Origin of the sequence: Proteus hauseri (assembly GCF_040139125.1) — a bacterium.
Taxonomy (GTDB): Bacteria; Pseudomonadota; Gammaproteobacteria; order Enterobacterales; family Enterobacteriaceae; genus Proteus; species Proteus hauseri_B.
On sequence record NZ_JBEEUB010000001.1, the window covers coordinates 286,488 to 304,277 of the forward strand.

Genomic DNA, 17,790 nt, shown 5'->3' on the forward strand with positions numbered 1-17,790 from the left:
GTGATGGTTTACTCTATAATTCTCAATGCGCCCACCGTTACAGCGGTAAAGCAAAACTTACTTTAACAGTTTCCATTGGTACTTCTGTTTTTATACTTTGGATACTTGGGATTTGCGTTAAATAATCAGCATGAAAACGACGATAGGTCGCTAAATCTTTTGTCACGATGCGGATCAAGGCATCACATTCACCTGCCATTAAATGACACTCAACAACTTCTGGTAATACTTTTATTGCATTTACAAACTCTTCAATGGTTTCAGCATCTTGTGCTCTAAACCAGATACGTGCAAATAGAGACAAACCAGCATCAACTTTACTACCATCTAAAACCGCAACATAACGAGTAATAACACCTGACTCTTCAAGTAATCGCACTCGTCTTAAACACGGAGAAGGTGAAAGCCCAACTTCTTTTGCTAGCTCAATGTTCTGGATTTTGCCGTCACGTTGAAGCACTTGCAAAATATGTTTGTCTATCTTATCCAATTTTATTGACATCAAAGATTAACCTTAGCTCTATTTATGGAATTTTATTGCCAATTAATTATTTTTGTTAGCAACAAAGCAACCCGATTTTTTCGAAAACATAATATAATTTTTCAGCTAAATTTCACAGCAAAAACAGTGTTCAACTCAACATATTTATATCAGGTGAAAAAGATGGAATTTAACACTTTATTATTATTTACCCTGACAGTATTACCACTTATTTGTACCCCAGGACCCGATATTCTTTTTATCTCATCACAAGGACTTGCTAGTGGAATGAGACAAACATGGATAGCGAATGCTGGCGTCATTAGTGGGTATCTTACTCATGCAATGTTCAGTGCATTAGGTCTTGCCACTATCGTTGCTGCATCACCTATCTTATTTAATTTACTTAAGTGGATTGGTGTTGCTTATATTGGCTATCTTGCCGTTAAAATGCTGCTATCTGCTTGTAAAAAAGGAAAATTAGCTATTTCTGCAAATAAAACCCAACATGTTTTTCGTAAAGGTTTTTTGACCAGTTTTCTCAATCCTAAAGGGTTATTAGTTTATTTAGCTATTTTACCAAACTTTATTGATAGTCATAATGATATAGCACTGCAATCTATGCTGTTATCAGGGATATTTATTACTACTTGCCTGATAATTTACGGTATTTTAGGTTCATTTTTTGCTTATATAGGTTTAAAAGGTGGTTTATCTGATAAACGTCGTCGTTACAATGATGGTATTGCGGGTGGATTACTCACCTTTGCTGCAATAAATCTGGCATTAAATTAACATCAATATAAAACCGTTATACCTCCCTATTTGACCACGAAGCTTTTATTATTTCAGTGGTCGAATATCTGCCCATAATAGCTGACTATTAGCACTCAATGGGCTAATTTCACCTTCTCGAATATCCGGCAACCACCAAGCACCTTGCCCTTTTGAAAGATGTTGGCAAGTAGCACCTGTTAATGCCCATTGCCCCTCTATCACATAAATTAATCCGGCATGAGAACTAGGTAAAACTAAAGGTTGTGTCACCAAAGTGGTTTCTGCTTTCCAGCAGGTGCGACGCACCATAATATTTAAACACTTAACCGCGCCTTCAATTAATTCAGAGCGTACATGTATATCACCTGAAAAATCGAACGGTTGATAAGATGCAGTAACTGAATGATTAAAAAAACCGGGACTGTTTAAATTGATGCCATTACCTTCTAACAATACCATTTGCCGTTCTATATCAGGAAATTGGCCTAACGAGCTATTATCTTCAATAGAGGTTAAACATGCACGCCATGAAAAATCATTATTAACTGGCCAACAAACAATTTCTTGTGTTGTTCCTCGCTGATTACTCCATGAAATAAACGGTAACTCTTGTTGATCAAAACAACGTAGTTTCATTGTCTCCTCCTACAATATCTGGCTAATTAGTCTGATAGCGAGGCTAAGGGTCAATCATTGGAGATTACCGTTCATAAATCAATAGACAACTTTTAAAAATGTGCGCCAACATCGGCTATTTCTACGCTATTTCCGACGTAATTTACGACACCCTTCGCCAATAATTTCCATTCCACGTTCAGTACGGTTATTCCATTGAAACGAAGAGTTTAAACGAAAGGCATGATTAAACTGAGAACTGGTTGAAAACATAGAACCCGGTGCAATACTCACCCCACGCTCTAATGCGAAATGGTAGAGTTGATTAGCATCAAAATCGGATTCAAATTCAAGCCATAAGAAATAGCCACCAATGGGGATATTCACTTTTACATCATTAGGTAGATGCGTTTGTATTGCTTGCAACATGCGATAACGCCTTTGTTCTAGCAATAATCTTAAACGACGAAGATGCGTATCATAACCACCTTGCGAAAGATAATCGGCTATCGCTTGTTGTGTGGGCATACTTGCAGAGACGGTACTCATCATCTGCAATTGTTGAATTTTTGTTGCATGTTTTCCGGCAGCAACCCAACCTACACGAAAGCCCGGTGCTAAACACTTAGAAAACGATGCACAATGCAACACACTATTTGCTTTATCAAAGCCTTTTACTGGCATCGGTGCTTTTGGACTATTATATAGCTCTCCGTAGACATCATCTTCAATTAAGGTGATTTGATTTCGCGCTAAAATATCCACCAGCTTAATTTTGTTCTCATCAGGCATTGTTCCACCCAATGGATTTTGGCAATGGCTCATTAACCAACACGCTTTGATATCGTATTTTGCAACCACTTTTTCTAGTTCATCTAAACATATCCCGGTTACAGGATCGGTTTTAATCGCGATAGCCTTAAGGCGTAAACGCTCGATAGCTTGTAATGCACCATAAAAAGCGGGTGATTCAATCACAACCCAGTCACCCGGCTCTGTAACCGCTTGCAGACTAAAACTGAGCGACTCCATTGCCCCCGCGGTTATAACAATTTCATCCGGTGATACATGAATGCCTTGTAAAGCATAGCGTTGAGCAATATTACGACGTAATTTTTCATTACCCGGTGGCAAGTTAATCACTGAACTTTGCGGTGCTAAATGCCTTGCTGCCGCCGCTAACGCGCTACTTAATTTAGGTTGAATAAACAGACTTGGATCAGGAAACGCTGAACCAAACGGAATAATATCGGGATCTTTACATGCCTGTAGCACATTAAAAATAGAGGTACTTATTTCGACATTTTCGCTCATATGCAGCCCTTTACTGGCTGTTACCTGACCGAAACGCGTGTTGCGATGTGCAACGTAATAGCCTGATTGGGGGCGAGCGGCTATCCACCCCTGACTTTCCAATAACTGATACGATTGTAAAACCGTCATCAAACTTAAGCCAGATTGTTTAACCGTATCCCGTAATGAGGGTAAACGGTCGCCTGATTGCCAGATATTATCTTCAATCTGCTGACGAATTTGCGCTGCAAGCTGTTCATATCGAGTCATATAAAACTGTTTACCTCAAAACTGTTATAGTCACTTTTAAACTTATTGTCACTATTATAGTCTACTTTCATATGGTCTACTAATCCACACGATTTACCTGCAATTTACATATTAATAACGAGGTTTTTTATGCTTGGGTTAAGTGCCTTTGATTTGGCGCGTATCCAATTTGCGTTTACAATTTCTTTCCATATTATCTTCCCTGCTATTACTATCGGACTTGCTAGCTTTTTAGCGGTGTTGGAAGCTTTATGGTTAAAAACCCGCAATAAGGACTATTTAGCGCTATTCCATTTTTGGTCAAAAATATTTGCTGTTAACTTTGCTATGGGCGTTGTTTCTGGCTTGGTTATGGCTTATCAGTTCGGTACAAACTGGAGCCTATTTTCAGACTTTGCAGGCTCTATAACAGGGCCATTACTGACTTATGAAGTGCTTACCGCCTTCTTTTTAGAAGCGGGATTTTTAGGTGTTATGCTATTTGGTTGGCATAAAGTAGGCGAAAAACTCCACTTTTTTGCCACTTGTATGGTTGCACTAGGCACATTGATGTCCACTTTTTGGATCTTGGCATCAAATAGCTGGATGCAAACACCGCAAGGATTTGAAATTATTAATAACCAAGTTGTGCCAACTGACTGGTTTGCCGTGATTTTTAATCCGTCATTCCCTTATCGCCTTGCTCATATGGGTGTTGCGGCATTTCTTGCTTCTGCCTTTTTTATCGCCGCGTCTGCTGCTTGGCATCTGCTCAAGGGTAATACCTCTTCAGCAATGAAAAAAATGTTGTCGATGTCTTTGTGGATGATCTTAATTCTTGCCCCTATTCAAGCGCTAATTGGTGATGTTCATGGGTTAAATACCTTAAAACATCAGCCAGCAAAAATAGCGGCGATTGAAGGTCATTGGGAAAATAAACCTGGTGAAGCAACACCACTGATCCTTTTTGGTATGCCAGATATGGATGCTGAAGAGACCAAATATGCGTTAGAAATCCCCTATCTTGGCAGTCTTATCTTAACCCATAGTTTAGATAAACAAGTCCCTGCACTCAAAGAGTTTCCTAAAGAAGATAGACCTAATTCACTGATTGTTTTCTGGTCATTTCGCATTATGGTTGGTCTTGGCATGTTGATGATTTTAGTGGGTGTTTGGGGAACATGGTTACGTTATAGAAATAAGCTATATCAATCGAAAGCGTTCTTACGTTTAACCTTTTTAATGGCACCTTCAGGGCTTATCGCCATCCTTGCTGGCTGGTTTACTACCGAAGTTGGGCGTCAACCTTGGATTGTTTATGGCATACAACGAACCCGTGACGCTGTTTCCGCTCATGGCGAAATGCATATGAGCATTAGCCTGCTGATCTTCTTTGTTGTCTATGGTTCTGTGTTCGGCATTGGATATGCCTATATGTTAAAACTGATCCGCAAAGGCACGCCGGAGGTTCAAAATGGGAATTGATTTACCAGTCATTTGGTTCATCATCATCGTATTTAGTACACTGATGTACATTGTTATGGATGGTTTCGACCTTGGTATTGGAATGCTCTATCCTTTTATAAAAGATAGACAAGATCGTGACCTAATGATGAATACCGTTGCACCGGTTTGGGATGGCAACGAAACATGGTTAGTTTTGGGTGGTGCTGCACTTTTTGGTGCATTCCCTCTCGCTTATGCCGTCATACTTGATGCACTAGCGATGCCTTTAACGTTGATGCTTGTCGCATTGATATTTCGTGGTGTCGCCTTTGAATTCCGTTTTAAGGCTGATGATAATCATCAATCTTTTTGGGATAAAGCCTTTATTGTTGGCTCAGTATTAGCGACCTTTACGCAAGGTATTGTTGTTGGTAGCGTTGTTCAAGGTTTGCCTGTTGTTAATCGTACTTTTGCTGGCAGCTACCTTGATTGGCTAACTCCCTTCCCTCTATTTTGTGGTCTTGGCTTAGTTATCGCCTATTCATTATTAGGTTGTGGCTGGCTAATTATGAAAACCGAAGGTCACTTACAGCAAAGTTTATATAAAGTTGCCAAGCCATTAACTTTAGTAATGCTTGCCGTAGTTGCTATTGTAAGTGCATGGACGCCATTGGCGCAGCCTGCCATTGCTGAACGCTGGTTCTCTTTACCTAATATTTTCTTCTTTTTACCTGTGCCATTGCTGGTTTTATATAGTACATGGCTAATTATTCGCTCTGTAGAAAGAAAAGGACACTACCTACCATTCTTTGGTGCGTTAGCCATTATTTTCTTAGGCTTTGCAGGGCTAGGCATTAGTATTTGGCCAAATATTATTCCACCAGCCATCAGCTTTGTCGAAGCCTCGGCACCACCAGAAAGCCAAGGTTTTATGCTAGTAGGCGCACTATTTATTATTCCAATTATTCTTGTTTACACATTCTGGAGTTACTACGTATTCAGAGGAAAAACTAATTATGAAGAAGGCTATCACTGATCCTGCAACAGCAAGCAAACCCTCATTACTTAAAAAATGGGGATGGCTTATCACAATTTGGTTTTGTAGTGTGATTGCCCTGTTTGCGGTCTCTTCTCTCTTTCGGTTTTTAATGACAGCAGCCGGAATGAAAGTGAAATAGGCAATAGATACACACAGCAAGATAATAATAAAAAACCAAGGGCTGACGTTATTTTCAGCCCTTTTCTTTTGCATAAAACAGTACATTATTAATTAATGTTTTTCTTATTCTGCAAATAATGACCATCATCATCAATATAAACAACGGTAACCAACTGATTAGGTGAAATAGTGCCTTGATATTGAACTTGTTGTGTTGAGAAAGGCGCAATCATTATTGCACCAACAAGTGGCTTATCTTCACCCTCTTCAGAATATATTTTTGATAGAGTAAAAAAATAAGCGGTTGGATTACTTATTGCTAAATTTTGCGCTTGTCGCTTTATTTTAAGACTATCAATAATGTTATCTGGTTTTGTATTAAGTTGAGTTGGTCGATAAAAAAGTTTAATTCGTGTTTGTAATACTAATTGTAAGGTATTCGAGTTACTCTTATTTTCTGGCTTTGGTGCAATATCTAATACATTTAAATAGAAAATAGATTCTCTATCTATTGGTAAGTGATTCTCTAGTTGTTGTATTTTTAATTGTATACCTCCATTCGCTGATATTTTTGTCATAGGAGGGATAACAAAAAAAGGTGCGGTTGTTGTTTCTGGCGTTGATGTGATATCGCCTTCATCAATCCAGCTTTGTATTAATGTGGATTGTTCACTTTGATTAAAAACTTGTAATGCCACTATTTTTTTGTCTGCTGGAACTATTAAACGAGTACGTTCAAGTACCACACTTGCATAAGTTGAGTGTGTGAAAAAAATAAATATTAAAATAAAATAACCACATATTTTCTTCTTCATTTTTCTTACTCTCTAGTTATATGACATTACAACCGTTGCCGCACTTTCTATTTTTCCCTGAGTGATAGCATTTATATTATAAGGATAATAATAGGCAGCCATATTTATCGAAAATGAAGGTGAAAGCGTATCTCCTTTTGTAACACTAAATATACTTGTTGCATTTCCCTGAGCACTAACACTGTCAGAAAATACAAGTGGGCTTGTTGTGTTATCACTTTTTACGACACGAAATCCGACACCACTTGCACCTTGAGTGGTTGTATTAGTTAATACTGATTTATCCGTTGCTAATAAATTTTGGCTAGATAAAAACATACTAATATCACGAGATGCTTTTGAACCGCTTAAGAAATCTTGGCAAGTAAAATTCAGTGTAAAAGGTGTATAACCCGCTTTATCGACGGTTTTAGCATCTTTAATGCTAATTAATGGCAATGCTACCGTTAATCCAGCATTAGAAAAATTACACGTCGTCATTACTGGATTATAAGTAATTTGCATTGGCTGCAAAAAAATATCATTTTGATCGACAGGCCATTGCCAAGTTAATAAAAATTGCACCAATTTTACTACAATATTTAATAACCATTGAACAATCCCCAGACTAGAAGCATCAGAGGCTAAAATAACGGGTGTTACAACAGCAGCATTACCAGCGACTTCAATATAATTAGAAGAAGGTTTACTATTAACCAAAGTAAATTTTAAACTAAAGTTAGTATCTAAGTCAGATCCAGGATGTGTTCCTGCTGTAATATCAGTTACTCTATCTTTTTCTAATGCGGTTAATGTAATAGCAACAAACTGTTTTCCACCATTAAAACCTATCGTGCCAACTCGATTATCAGCAAAGGGGGAAGCAATACCAACTGTATTAGGAAATAGTATTCCTTTTGCCGTACATTTAAATGTACCAGGAAATACTGTTCTACTCGTTTTCGTTACCGTTGTTGAGGTACTATTTAAATCCGCAGATAAATCAAAATTAACATTAGGTGCAGTGATCGTATTATCTGGCTTACAACTTGCAACAGCCTGCTGACTTATCGTTCCTAATAATAGCAAAAATATAAAGGTTGATGATTTCATAATGCTTTCCTTTATCGACAGATATTACGGTTTTTGTCCATCGTATTTATTAAATTATTAATCACACACTCTGTTTTGCCTGCTTCATTTAACTTGATATAAATAGCAGAAGGTAATGCATTACTTTTTAAATAAAGCACACTGGATTGACCTACATAACCAATACTCTGTTTCTTATTATTTAAAATCTCGGTTCCAAAAGGCAGGCTCTCGCCACTTTCTAAAGAAGCTTTAAGAATAAAAGTCTGGCGTTGATCAGTAGCTAAAGTGAGGTAATTGACAGCGCCTAGATAAGGTGTTACATGCGTGATATTGCCCACGACTTCTGCATTAGACGGCTTTTCAGTATTAGTTAACGTGTACGTATTAGTACGATACGCAATTGTATTTGCGACTAACACAACACCTTGATTATTGGTTAACGTCGCTTTATTCCCATTCACCATCATATTATTAGCCATTGGCGCATCAATAATAGTATAGGTTTTTCCAGTATCACCAGAGAAGGCAATATGATTAGGTATGGCAACCATCGTTCCCCTTGCCCCTAATCCACCTTGGCGATAATCATTCGCTTCAGTATAGGATGCTGATAATGTGCTATAAGGATGACGATAACTAACATTAGCACCGACTAAGTTATTACCGCCCGTTTGATTTGAACCCGTTAATGTATAATTAACTAAATCATCTTTACCGGCGGTACCACTCATACTTAATGTGGATTGCTGATAGCGTGAATCAGCAGCATAAATAGAGGTATTAATATTTGCTCTTTTATCAAAAAAGGAGATTGGCACACTGATATTGAAGTAATAACGAGTTTCTTCTTTATTATCGTAATTTCTTAATTTTGAGACTGAAAGATTATAGGCGATATCTTTATAGTTATTTGAATAACCCAATTGATATTCACGGTTACTCCCTTCAGCATTCCAATAATTTCGATGTGTACCAGAAAGAAAAACAACACCACGCTGCTCCCCTAAATATTGGTTTAGATTTACGGTAAACGTATTTTTAGCTCTGGAACCTCGTAATGCATCAAATGTCGTGAGGTCTAAATCAGAAACAGTATTATTATTCCCCTGCTGTTTGGAAATATCATTTTGATAGTCTTTCCAAGCTTGGTAATTATCATGAGAGTATATCGAGTCCACAAAGCTATAGTAATTACTGGTAGAATAACGATAAGCTGCCAATGCTAGATTGGTCAATGTTGCATCCATGTATTTACTATAAGCAAGACGAAAACTTTGCCCTGTTTTTTTTCCAGATTGAAGATCTGCACTTGCATGCGTAATATCAGCAGAAATAGCACCAAATTTAAAATTCCAGCCACTACCAATTAATGCAGAATAATAATCCTCACTGACAATACCTCCTGTATATACGGTGACCAGATTACTTAAACCATAATGAAATTCACCTTGTGCAAATTTAGGTCGATAATCTGTATTACTTATTTTTGATTCACCTAGCATCACGTTATAACGATAAACGCCCTCTTTTAGCATATCGGGAACCGCTGAAAATGGCACAGTAAATGATTCTCTCCTGCCATCAGCCTCTTGAATAACAACTAAAAGATCACCGCCGCCAGCAGTAGGTTGAATATCTCTAAATGAAAATTCTCCCGGTGGTACATTTTCTTGAAAAACCAAATTTTCATTTTGATAGACACTAACTAATGCATTAGTTTGGGCTATTCCTCTAATAATAGGTGCAAAACCTTGGCTTGAATTGGGCAACATTCCCATTTCTGTTGAAAGAGAAATACCGCGAAATGCAATACTATTAAAAAGAGCTGCGGGAGTATAAAAATCACCGATAGTGAGTCCTGCGGTTATGCCACTTAATGCTTTATAAACATAACGAGTGTTATTCTTCCATTGGCTCTTTCCATGGGAATAATAAGAATAGTTAGATTCATCACGAAATTGCCATGAACCTAAGTTAACGCCGGAATTTATATTGGCAAAGAAATTTTCGTTATTACTTCTGTTATCTTTTTTTTCTTTATAATTATAGTAATTTATATTATAGGCAAGAATAAGTGCAGATATACCTTGTTGCCAATAACTTGCATCTACATAGCCCACCTCTGATTGTTTAACTGAAATCTGAGGAGCCATAATATCTAATCTTAAGTTATTAATATCTAACGTTGCACTAACACCTTTAGCCAAGCTATCTATAAGAACTGAACCCGCTTTATCTATTTGTTGTTTAGTCTCTAAAGAAAGATTTAAGCCTAGTTTTTTTACATCCTTCGGATCAAGGCTAATATCTGCTTTTTCCCCACTGATATCGATTTCAAATTGACCTTTCCATATCTGGTTAACATAAATATCAACCAACTGTTTTCCTTCTGGGATTTTATCTTCTATATAAAATCTAGATATATCTCCATGCTTTGATTTCCCTACTAATAAAGACGTATCAAATCCCTCTGCATACAGATTCTGAGTATAATTTTGCATTCCTATAAAAATAAGAATTGAGAGATATTTTTGATTGTTCACGATGTTATCTCAATTAGAGTTTAATATTTTGCGACTTATAAACACCAAAATCATCAACATAAATAACAACAGCCGAATTACTTTTTAATTTATTAATTAATGGTAACTCACGAGAAGATAACGGAGGGATCATTTCGGCATCAGTCAGGCTAACACGAGGCGTCCCCTCAGTTGAAATAGAGGCTATTGTGAAATGATATTGTGAGTTATTTTTAACTAAAACTTTATTGCCAATTAATTGATAAGTAACTTTTTCATTAACAAGTTCTGGATTATCGGTTAGCGATTTAGCTCGATAAAAAATTTTAATTCTTGTTTTCATTGCTAATTGAAGATAGCTTTTTCCATTCATTGCTTCAGCATTTTCTGGAATATCTAATACATTTAGGTAATAAACCTGCTCTCTATTATTAGGTAATTGCTCATTAGATATTTTAATTTTTAATAGTTGTCCTTGCCTTCCTGCAACTTTCACTATAGGTGGATATAAATAGAAAGGCGAAACTGCATTTTCAGGCGTTGAATCGATATCGCCATTATCTATCCAGCTTTGAATAAGAGAAGCTAAATTTCCATTATTAGTTAGTTGAACATTAATACTTTCAGTACCTTCATTATAAATAATTCGAGTACCGTTAATAATAACATTAGCGTGCACACTCATTGAGGAAAAAACGAGTATTAAAAATGGGATTAATTTTTTCATCATTATCTTCCAAAAAAGCCAGACTCAATGAGTCTGGCTTTAAATATTATAAATATGAGACGGTATAGATAACATTAGAATGGACAGGACCTGTTTTAGCACCTGTTGCATTTGTTTTATAATAGCTTGCGATTAAACGTAAGGTATCAGAATCAGGTGCTGTTTTATCACCTTTAATACCAGTGTCAAACGTCGCATTTAAAGGAATGGCAACTGTTGGTGCTGCTGTTGTAGATAAGCTAAAACCTACGTTTTTAGCTACCGCTGGATCATTTTCATTTACAGTATCATTAACTAAATATAATCCACTGGTGGAGATACTATTAGCAGAAGAGAAATGTATTTTTAAATTACTACCACTTGGTGTTGAGGCTGGAGCACAATCAGAGAACGTTAATGCAAACTCCTTTTGATTCTTGGTAATAACGGTATTTGCCGTTGTTCCGGCATCAGTTACCGTAATTGGATCTAATAAAATAGAAAAGTCTGCGCTATTTCCTCCATTAATTGTACATGTGGTATCACTAATAGCACCAGAGAAAGAGATAATACCACCTGCGCTATTAGTTACGGCAAACGCTGACGTCGATAAAATAGCCACTGATAATAATGACAGTGGGAGTTTATTTTTAAACATATTTAACTCCGAGAATAGATAAGTATTAAATTAGCAAGAATAAGCTTTTATTATTGCCATCATTAACTAAAGGTGACTAAAGATAACCCTAGTCATTTTTATATTAGATACATTCAAATAAAGCCGCCAGTTATTTAAAATATTTTCTTATTTGCGTGATATAAGTCAAATTACTTTATCAATCTTGCGATATTTAATATATTAATGTTCTCATTTACTATTATTATAATTACTTTAAAAAATCTTTTTCAAAAAAAATTGTATTTTTTGTTACCATAAATATTAATATATTAATAATTTATTTTTCTTTTGATTTCAATTTAAAATGGTCATTGCATTAATATATTAATAATAAATTCTTATTTTTTATTTAAAATAAATTGTTATATAACACGCGCACTCAATAGCTTTAAAATACTTTAATAGCTATAGATTAAAGAAACGCGCTATTAACATACAATTACCAGCCAGAGACATTTTGTAAATCAAATAAAAATCAGTGTGTTATGGCGTACTTTTCCCTTTGATTTTTTATCTCGTTTTGCTGTTTTTTTCCGATCCAAATCACAGTTACTATTGATAATGACTATCATTATTAATTAAAAATGATAATATCTACGATAAATAATTCAACTAAATGAGTCAGGTAAAAGAAAGTGAGTAACAAAGAAACAACTCAAGAAAAAAATATTTATCGTCCAGCGCCTCCTCGCTTAATCCAAGTAAAACGTATTACTGATGTTACGCCAGGTATGCGTTCAATTACGTTTACTAGCGATGATTTAGATACCTATCCTGATAATACCGGTGGCGCACATTTAAAAATATTCTTGCCCGTAGAAGGTCAAACGAAACCAACAATACCTGCATTTTCAGAAAAAGGTCCTGTTTGGCCTGAAAATGAGCCAAGAGCGATTGTTCGTACTTATAGTGTTCGTGCTATTCGCCCTGAACAAAAAGAGATTGATATCGAGTTTGCAGTACATGCAGATGCAGGACCAGCAATTAATTTTGCGATGAATGCAAAAGTAGGTGACTATATTGGCATTACCAATCCTGGTGGTCCAGATCCCCTATTAGCGCCCGCCTCTCACTACTATATGGCGGCTGATCCAAGTTCACTACCCGCTTTAATCGCATTAATTGAAACTATGTCAGCTGATGTTTCAGGTAAAGTCGTTATTCGTGTAGAAAATGAATCTGATCGTCAAACCATTCAAGCCCCTAAAAACTTAGCAATAATTTGGCTAATTGGTTCAGTTGAAGAACAGACTCAACATTTAATCGACGAGTTTATTTCATGGCAATTACCACAAGAAGATGTCGCTTTTTGGATTGCAGGTGAAGATAAAATTATTCGCGCATTAAGACGTCATATCCGCCGCGATAAAGGCTATGATCGTAGCCAAATTTACGCTATTCCTTACTGGCGATTTGGTTATAACGAAGAAGGTTATCACGCTGAACGTCACCATGTTATGGATAACGAAGATGTCAGCTAATATCACGTTATGCTAACGAGATAAAAACATAGAGTTCGTTATAGAGGCTGTATATTGTTTCCCTCGACAATATACAGCCTTTTTATTGAGTTACAGATAATCCTAACTGATGTTTTTTACTAGTAAATCAATTATGGTAAGCCGCTAATACATGCTGACATAAGGCTGAGCGAACACAATCTTCCTCGGTAAATCGAATCACGCCAACGCGGTTATTTGCATCAAAACGTGCCAGAGCATCAGCTAACCCTGAAGGCACATTACTAGGTAAATCGCATTGTGTAATATCCCCATTAACCACAACAGTCACATTTTCACCCATTCGAGTAAGAAATAATTTCATTTGATTAACGGTGACGTTTTGCGCTTCATCTAAAATAACAAATGCGTTTTCAAAAGTACGACCTCGCATATAAGCAAAAGGGGCAATTTCTACTTTGCCAATTTCAGGACGTAAACAGTATTGTAAAAATGATGCACCTAAACGTTTGACTAAAACATCGTAGACAGGTCGAAAATAGGGGGCGAATTTTTCAGCAATATCACCAGGTAAGAATCCCAGATCTTCATCCGCTTGTAATACAGGTCGAGTAACAATAATACGCTCTATTTCTTTATTAATAAGTGCATCTGCTGCCATTGCTGCACTAAGGAATGTTTTTCCGCACCCAGCTTCTCCTGTTGCAAACACCAGATTTTGATGTTGGATTGCATTCATATATTGGTGTTGAGCTTCTGTTCGTGGCGAAAGCACCCTTTCATCACGTTTTTCTCTCGCCATACCAATAGTATCAATACCTGAAAATCCGGGTAACACAGTAACGTTATCTTGATAAGAACCATTACGCTGCTCTTTGCGTGAGGTACGTTTATTTTCTCGACGTAAACGTGTGGCTGCTTTTTGTCTACTCATAATGTTATTTACCCTTGTTAGTCTTCAAAAAGTTATAGACATCAATCTGCATTCCATGTGATTACAAGGTGAGTCCCCTTCAGACTCTAGTCATAAAACAACTCGTTATAGGAAACAAAAAAACCGGTCACAATCCAGATTATTAGCAACTAATAATCGGTTGTTACCGGTTTCATGCGCAAGGTGCGTTATTTTCATTGCTTCTGTCATTCATATTCCCCATCATGGAGTTAGAGTGAAATTTAACGAAGCTTTATGACAGTATAATGACAAAGATAAATCTTTTTCAATAAGATAGTAGGCAATAACGAGATGTAGTTAACATTTAAATAACATACTCTGTTATTTAAGGAGAAATAATGAATTTTTTACGGTTACCTTTTATATACTGGTTATTGCTTAATGCTATTCCATTTATCGGTTTTGAACTTCATTCTGGAACCATTAAGACTGGTTTCTTTTTTTATTTAGGCTTATTAACCGTCACAACATCTGGTATTTGGCTTTTTTACTGTCTCTCATTTTTTATTAAACAAAAAACCTCACCAAATCCAAATCAAACACCACGACAACTCGTCACTAGTGGTCCTTATAAAATTAGCCGAAATCCTATGTATCTCGGTTTTCTTGATATCAGTATTGGGTTATTTTTTATTTTTGGTAACTGGGGATTTCTAGGCGCGGCAATAGCGTTCTTTTTGATTACTGATCGTTATACGATAGTGCGAGAAGAAAAACTATTAAGTGAGTTGTTTCCACAAGCGTGGCAACAATATTGTCGCCACGTTCGTCGTTGGATGTAATTAATAGCAATTAGGGCTGTTTACAATTATTTGCTAAGCGATAGCCAGCCTTAGCTGCTTCACTCTCTGTTGCAAAATAAACTGCATTTTTATCAGACATATTTTTATAACCAGAGCAGTGTGAGAAGTGATAAATTTTGCTATTTATATTGCCCTTAATCTCACCACTTTGAGTATTACCTCGGTTAGATACTGTAGACGTTTGTCGAGGAGTCTCTGTTACTCTACTCGTTGATGCTGAATTGTTTGCAGATAATCCTGCACCACTATTTTTATGACCTAATTGCCATTTAACTTCTCCTGTAACAAAAGGATTGTGGTGTCCCATGATACGAGCAATTCGATTATCTCTTTCAATTTCCCATGTTGATGGGGGATAAGAACGATCCCATGCCATAAAAAGCTGCTGCTGTTGACGTGACATAGAGAGATTATAGCGGTCGTGCAAATAGAAATAGACCCTAGCAACTTGCCCTTTCACTTCATTGCGTGGTTCAAAAGTACGTGAGGCAAAATCAACCCGACTGCGGCATTGCCCATACTGATAAGGTGCCTGTGCTGATAATTGACCAAAGCTAAAGTTACTGCGATCCCCATTAACTTCGCCAATAGAAGGCGCTAGGTTATGTAAGTTAGCTTCAATCACTCTAAATACAGGGTCTGTTTTCACACAGTTAGTACGCCCACCATTTTGCCAACATTGGCGCTGGTGACCAAAGACCCAAGCAGGAACAATATGTTCCCACTCAATACGCATTGCTCTCGTTTGCTGAGTTCTCACTTTATAGCCACAACTAGCAAAATTTACTTGCCCACCGGATTTACCTGTCCATTCCCAATCACAGCCACAATAAATTGTGCCTGTTTTTTGTTGATTTTGATCATAATAAATCTCTTTTTTCGCTATCTCTTTTGCTTTAGAAAAATTATCTGGTGCTTGCGCTTGCACGCTCAGGGTAATAAAAAATAAACCGAGCAATATTGTAATGTGGTGTATTATTTTTCTCAAAGTGGTATCTGCCTTACTCTGTATTTAATTAAAGCAAATAAGATTAATCGTTATTAACTAACTAATAATCTTATCTTTATTTTTCTTTATATTACCCTTTTTTGATTAATTTTGGGCACTCTTTCTTTTTATTTTTCTCGCTATTAGATAGCCAAATATAAAACAATAAGCGTGAAAGCTGATAGAAAAAGGCGTTATTCACGTCATTAACCAAAAAGGGATTTGCTATGGTTTAGCCCATTGCTAATTTAGAGAGATTCAAAAAATGAATGAGAATATGCTGAATTTAATGGATGAGTTAGTTGAAATTACAAAGAAGCATGCGAATAACGAAGATGTTAAAGCGCATGCTAGCTTAGAGTCAGAAAATAAACTACGGATACAAATTATTATTTCTGATAAAAATGAGCTGGATATTACTCTAAATTCACTACAACACGCAGTATAATCACACACTCGGACGCTTACGATACAACCACAATCCCGGCAAGGATAGCCCGATAGAGAGCGCACCGACAATAAATGAAGCTTTAAGGAAATTAGTAACTAAAGCTTCAAAAATCTCCGCGCTATATCCCACTTGAGTTAACTTAACTACTGAGATCATCGCTATATATGCATTTATTCCGGGGAACATAGGAATAACCGCAGCGACGGTAAAAACTTTAGGGTGTGCTAACCACCAGCGTGACCATTGAATACCAATAAATCCGACAAGTATTGCGGCACAAAAGCTTGCCCATTCGATATTCATACCACTCATTATTAATAATGTACGTGAACCATGCCCTATCGCACCTAATGCAGCACAATATTTTAGTGCCCTTAATGGCACATTGAATACCATCGCAAAACCAACAGCAGGGATGGCAGCTAAAATCATATCTTCAATCAGTGTGAGGATAATATTTATTATGCCCAATCTCTTAACTCCCATACTGCCATGGCTAAAATAACACCAAGACATGTTGCCAATGTTAGCATTGTCGCCATTGCCCAGCGTGCTAATCCGGTATTTACATGACCTTTAAACATATCAGCAACCGCATTTATTAAAGGAAACCCGGGTACTAATAATAAAACGCTTGCCGCCATTGAAATGGTCGCTGTTGTCTGAAAATAAGGCAGTTTTAATAGGATCCCAGAAACAGAAGTCGCCACAAATGCGGTAATACAGAAATTAATCAACGGGTTCATTTGGCGGTGCGTTAATATTTGACGCACAAACATTCCTAAACCACCACCAATGGTAGAGACCAAAAAGCCATCCCAATTGCCACCATTTAGTTTAGAGAAACACCCACAAGAGAGTGCCACCATAAATATAATTATCCAGCGAGGATATCTTAGCGGTTTTATATGCTCGAAACGTTTTCTTGCTTCAACAATATCAGCAAGATGATGCTCAACAAGAATAACAATATGTTGAACCTCAGTAACCACATGCATATTAATGCCGCGATCTACTATTTTTCGGGTTGAGGTTTGACAATATCCATTCACAATAGTGGTTAACACCACAGCGTTGGCTGAGATTGCACTCTCCACTTGGTGAACGCCTAATGCAAGCCCTAAGCGGGTTGATAACTGTTCGACCAACATACTCTCAGCCCCATGTTGCAATAACAACAAGGCTGTTTGGATACATAACTTAGTAATTTCACGCTGCTTATCTTCTGAAATGGCATGGTGCGTTGCCATTATTTCATTGTCCATGCTACGCCTTAGTATTAATAAAAAATGAGCAGTTACTGAGTAAAGTTTATCA

The 17,790-nt window shown here is 36.8% G+C and carries 19 protein-coding genes; 7 read left to right on the forward strand and 12 right to left on the reverse strand.

What is annotated here, in order from left to right:
* Positions 1 to 37 precede the first annotated feature (37 nt).
* Positions 38 to 502, reverse strand: a complete 465-nt coding sequence (locus ABN099_RS01260; protein ID WP_349461872.1) for an Lrp/AsnC family transcriptional regulator — start codon at positions 500 to 502, stop codon at positions 38 to 40.
* A gap of 162 nt (positions 503 to 664) precedes the next feature.
* Between ABN099_RS01260 and ABN099_RS01265 the strand changes: the two genes are divergently transcribed.
* Positions 665 to 1,276 (forward strand): LysE family translocator, encoded by a 612-nt coding sequence (locus ABN099_RS01265; RefSeq protein ID WP_349461873.1) that lies wholly within the window; start codon positions 665 to 667, stop codon positions 1,274 to 1,276.
* Positions 1,277 to 1,324: 48 nt separating this feature from the next.
* Here ABN099_RS01265 and ABN099_RS01270 read toward each other — a convergent pair whose 3' ends face one another.
* Both ABN099_RS01270 and ABN099_RS01275 read right to left on the reverse strand, forming a co-directional pair.
* On the reverse strand, positions 1,325 to 1,894 hold the full coding sequence (locus tag ABN099_RS01270) for a HutD/Ves family protein (protein WP_349461874.1): 570 nt from the start codon (positions 1,892 to 1,894) through the stop codon (positions 1,325 to 1,327).
* Between the two features lie 126 nt (positions 1,895 to 2,020).
* Positions 2,021 to 3,436, reverse strand: a complete 1,416-nt coding sequence (locus ABN099_RS01275) for a PLP-dependent aminotransferase family protein (protein WP_349461875.1) — start codon at positions 3,434 to 3,436, stop codon at positions 2,021 to 2,023.
* A gap of 129 nt (positions 3,437 to 3,565) precedes the next feature.
* Here ABN099_RS01275 and ABN099_RS01280 point away from each other — a divergent pair, with 129 nt between their 5' ends.
* From ABN099_RS01280 to ABN099_RS01290, 3 genes are read left to right on the forward strand one after another with little or no spacing between them, the layout of a single operon-like run.
* Positions 3,566 to 4,900, forward strand: coding sequence for a cytochrome ubiquinol oxidase subunit I (locus ABN099_RS01280; protein ID WP_349461876.1), 1,335 nt, complete (start codon positions 3,566 to 3,568; stop codon positions 4,898 to 4,900).
* Positions 4,890 to 5,897: a cytochrome d ubiquinol oxidase subunit II gene (gene cydB / locus ABN099_RS01285; RefSeq protein ID WP_349461877.1), complete on the forward strand. Its 1,008-nt coding sequence runs from the start codon at positions 4,890 to 4,892 to the stop codon at positions 5,895 to 5,897. Before ABN099_RS01280 ends, cydB begins: the two co-directional genes overlap by 11 nt.
* Positions 5,878 to 6,039, forward strand: coding sequence for a DUF2474 domain-containing protein (locus ABN099_RS01290; protein WP_349461878.1), 162 nt, complete (start codon positions 5,878 to 5,880; stop codon positions 6,037 to 6,039). The genes cydB and ABN099_RS01290 overlap by 20 nt, the downstream gene beginning before the upstream one ends.
* Before the next feature lie 88 nt (positions 6,040 to 6,127).
* Here ABN099_RS01290 and ABN099_RS01295 read toward each other — a convergent pair whose 3' ends face one another.
* The 5 genes from ABN099_RS01295 to ABN099_RS01315 are packed head-to-tail and all read right to left on the reverse strand — an operon-like array spanning position 6,128 to position 11,795.
* Positions 6,128 to 6,835, reverse strand: coding sequence for a fimbrial biogenesis chaperone (locus tag ABN099_RS01295; RefSeq protein WP_349461879.1), 708 nt, complete (start codon positions 6,833 to 6,835; stop codon positions 6,128 to 6,130).
* A gap of 12 nt (positions 6,836 to 6,847) precedes the next feature.
* Positions 6,848 to 7,927, reverse strand: a complete 1,080-nt coding sequence (locus tag ABN099_RS01300; RefSeq protein WP_349461881.1) for a fimbrial protein — start codon at positions 7,925 to 7,927, stop codon at positions 6,848 to 6,850.
* 11 nt (positions 7,928 to 7,938) lie between these two features.
* On the reverse strand, positions 7,939 to 10,410 hold the full coding sequence (locus ABN099_RS01305; RefSeq protein WP_349462231.1) for a fimbria/pilus outer membrane usher protein: 2,472 nt from the start codon (positions 10,408 to 10,410) through the stop codon (positions 7,939 to 7,941).
* A gap of 55 nt (positions 10,411 to 10,465) precedes the next feature.
* Positions 10,466 to 11,161, reverse strand: coding sequence for a fimbrial biogenesis chaperone (locus ABN099_RS01310; protein WP_349461882.1), 696 nt, complete (start codon positions 11,159 to 11,161; stop codon positions 10,466 to 10,468).
* 43 nt (positions 11,162 to 11,204) lie between these two features.
* On the reverse strand, positions 11,205 to 11,795 hold the full coding sequence (locus tag ABN099_RS01315) for a fimbrial protein (RefSeq protein WP_349461883.1): 591 nt from the start codon (positions 11,793 to 11,795) through the stop codon (positions 11,205 to 11,207).
* 656 nt (positions 11,796 to 12,451) lie between these two features.
* Here ABN099_RS01315 and ABN099_RS01320 point away from each other — a divergent pair.
* Positions 12,452 to 13,297, forward strand: coding sequence for a siderophore-interacting protein (locus ABN099_RS01320; protein ID WP_349461884.1), 846 nt, complete (start codon positions 12,452 to 12,454; stop codon positions 13,295 to 13,297).
* 127 nt (positions 13,298 to 13,424) lie between these two features.
* On the opposite strand, the gene phoH is transcribed toward ABN099_RS01320, so the two are convergent.
* Positions 13,425 to 14,210 carry a phosphate starvation-inducible protein PhoH gene (gene phoH, locus ABN099_RS01325; RefSeq protein ID WP_349461885.1) on the reverse strand — a complete coding sequence of 262 codons (786 nt, stop codon included), beginning with the start codon at positions 14,208 to 14,210 and terminating at the stop codon, positions 13,425 to 13,427.
* Positions 14,211 to 14,569: 359 nt separating this feature from the next.
* Here phoH and ABN099_RS01330 point away from each other — a divergent pair, with 359 nt between their 5' ends.
* On the forward strand, positions 14,570 to 15,013 hold the full coding sequence (locus tag ABN099_RS01330) for a methyltransferase family protein (RefSeq protein ID WP_349461886.1): 444 nt from the start codon (positions 14,570 to 14,572) through the stop codon (positions 15,011 to 15,013).
* Positions 15,014 to 15,023: 10 nt separating this feature from the next.
* Here ABN099_RS01330 and ABN099_RS01335 read toward each other — a convergent pair whose 3' ends face one another.
* Positions 15,024 to 16,022, reverse strand: coding sequence for an endonuclease (locus ABN099_RS01335; protein WP_349461888.1), 999 nt, complete (start codon positions 16,020 to 16,022; stop codon positions 15,024 to 15,026).
* A 265-nt stretch (positions 16,023 to 16,287) separates the two neighbouring features.
* On the opposite strand from ABN099_RS01335, the gene ABN099_RS01340 reads away from it, so the two are divergent.
* Positions 16,288 to 16,470 carry a hypothetical protein gene (locus ABN099_RS01340; RefSeq protein WP_064720096.1) on the forward strand — a complete coding sequence of 61 codons (183 nt, stop codon included), beginning with the start codon at positions 16,288 to 16,290 and terminating at the stop codon, positions 16,468 to 16,470.
* Here ABN099_RS01340 and ABN099_RS01345 read toward each other — a convergent pair whose 3' ends face one another.
* Positions 16,471 to 16,944, reverse strand: a complete 474-nt coding sequence (locus ABN099_RS01345; protein ID WP_064720097.1) for a threonine/serine exporter — start codon at positions 16,942 to 16,944, stop codon at positions 16,471 to 16,473. It lies immediately after the preceding gene.
* A complete protein-coding gene (locus tag ABN099_RS01350; RefSeq protein WP_432807479.1) occupies positions 16,935 to 17,738 on the reverse strand; it encodes a threonine/serine ThrE exporter family protein in 804 nt (267 codons plus the stop codon). Before ABN099_RS01350 ends, ABN099_RS01345 begins: the two co-directional genes overlap by 10 nt.
* Positions 17,739 to 17,790: the final 52 nt, after the last annotated feature.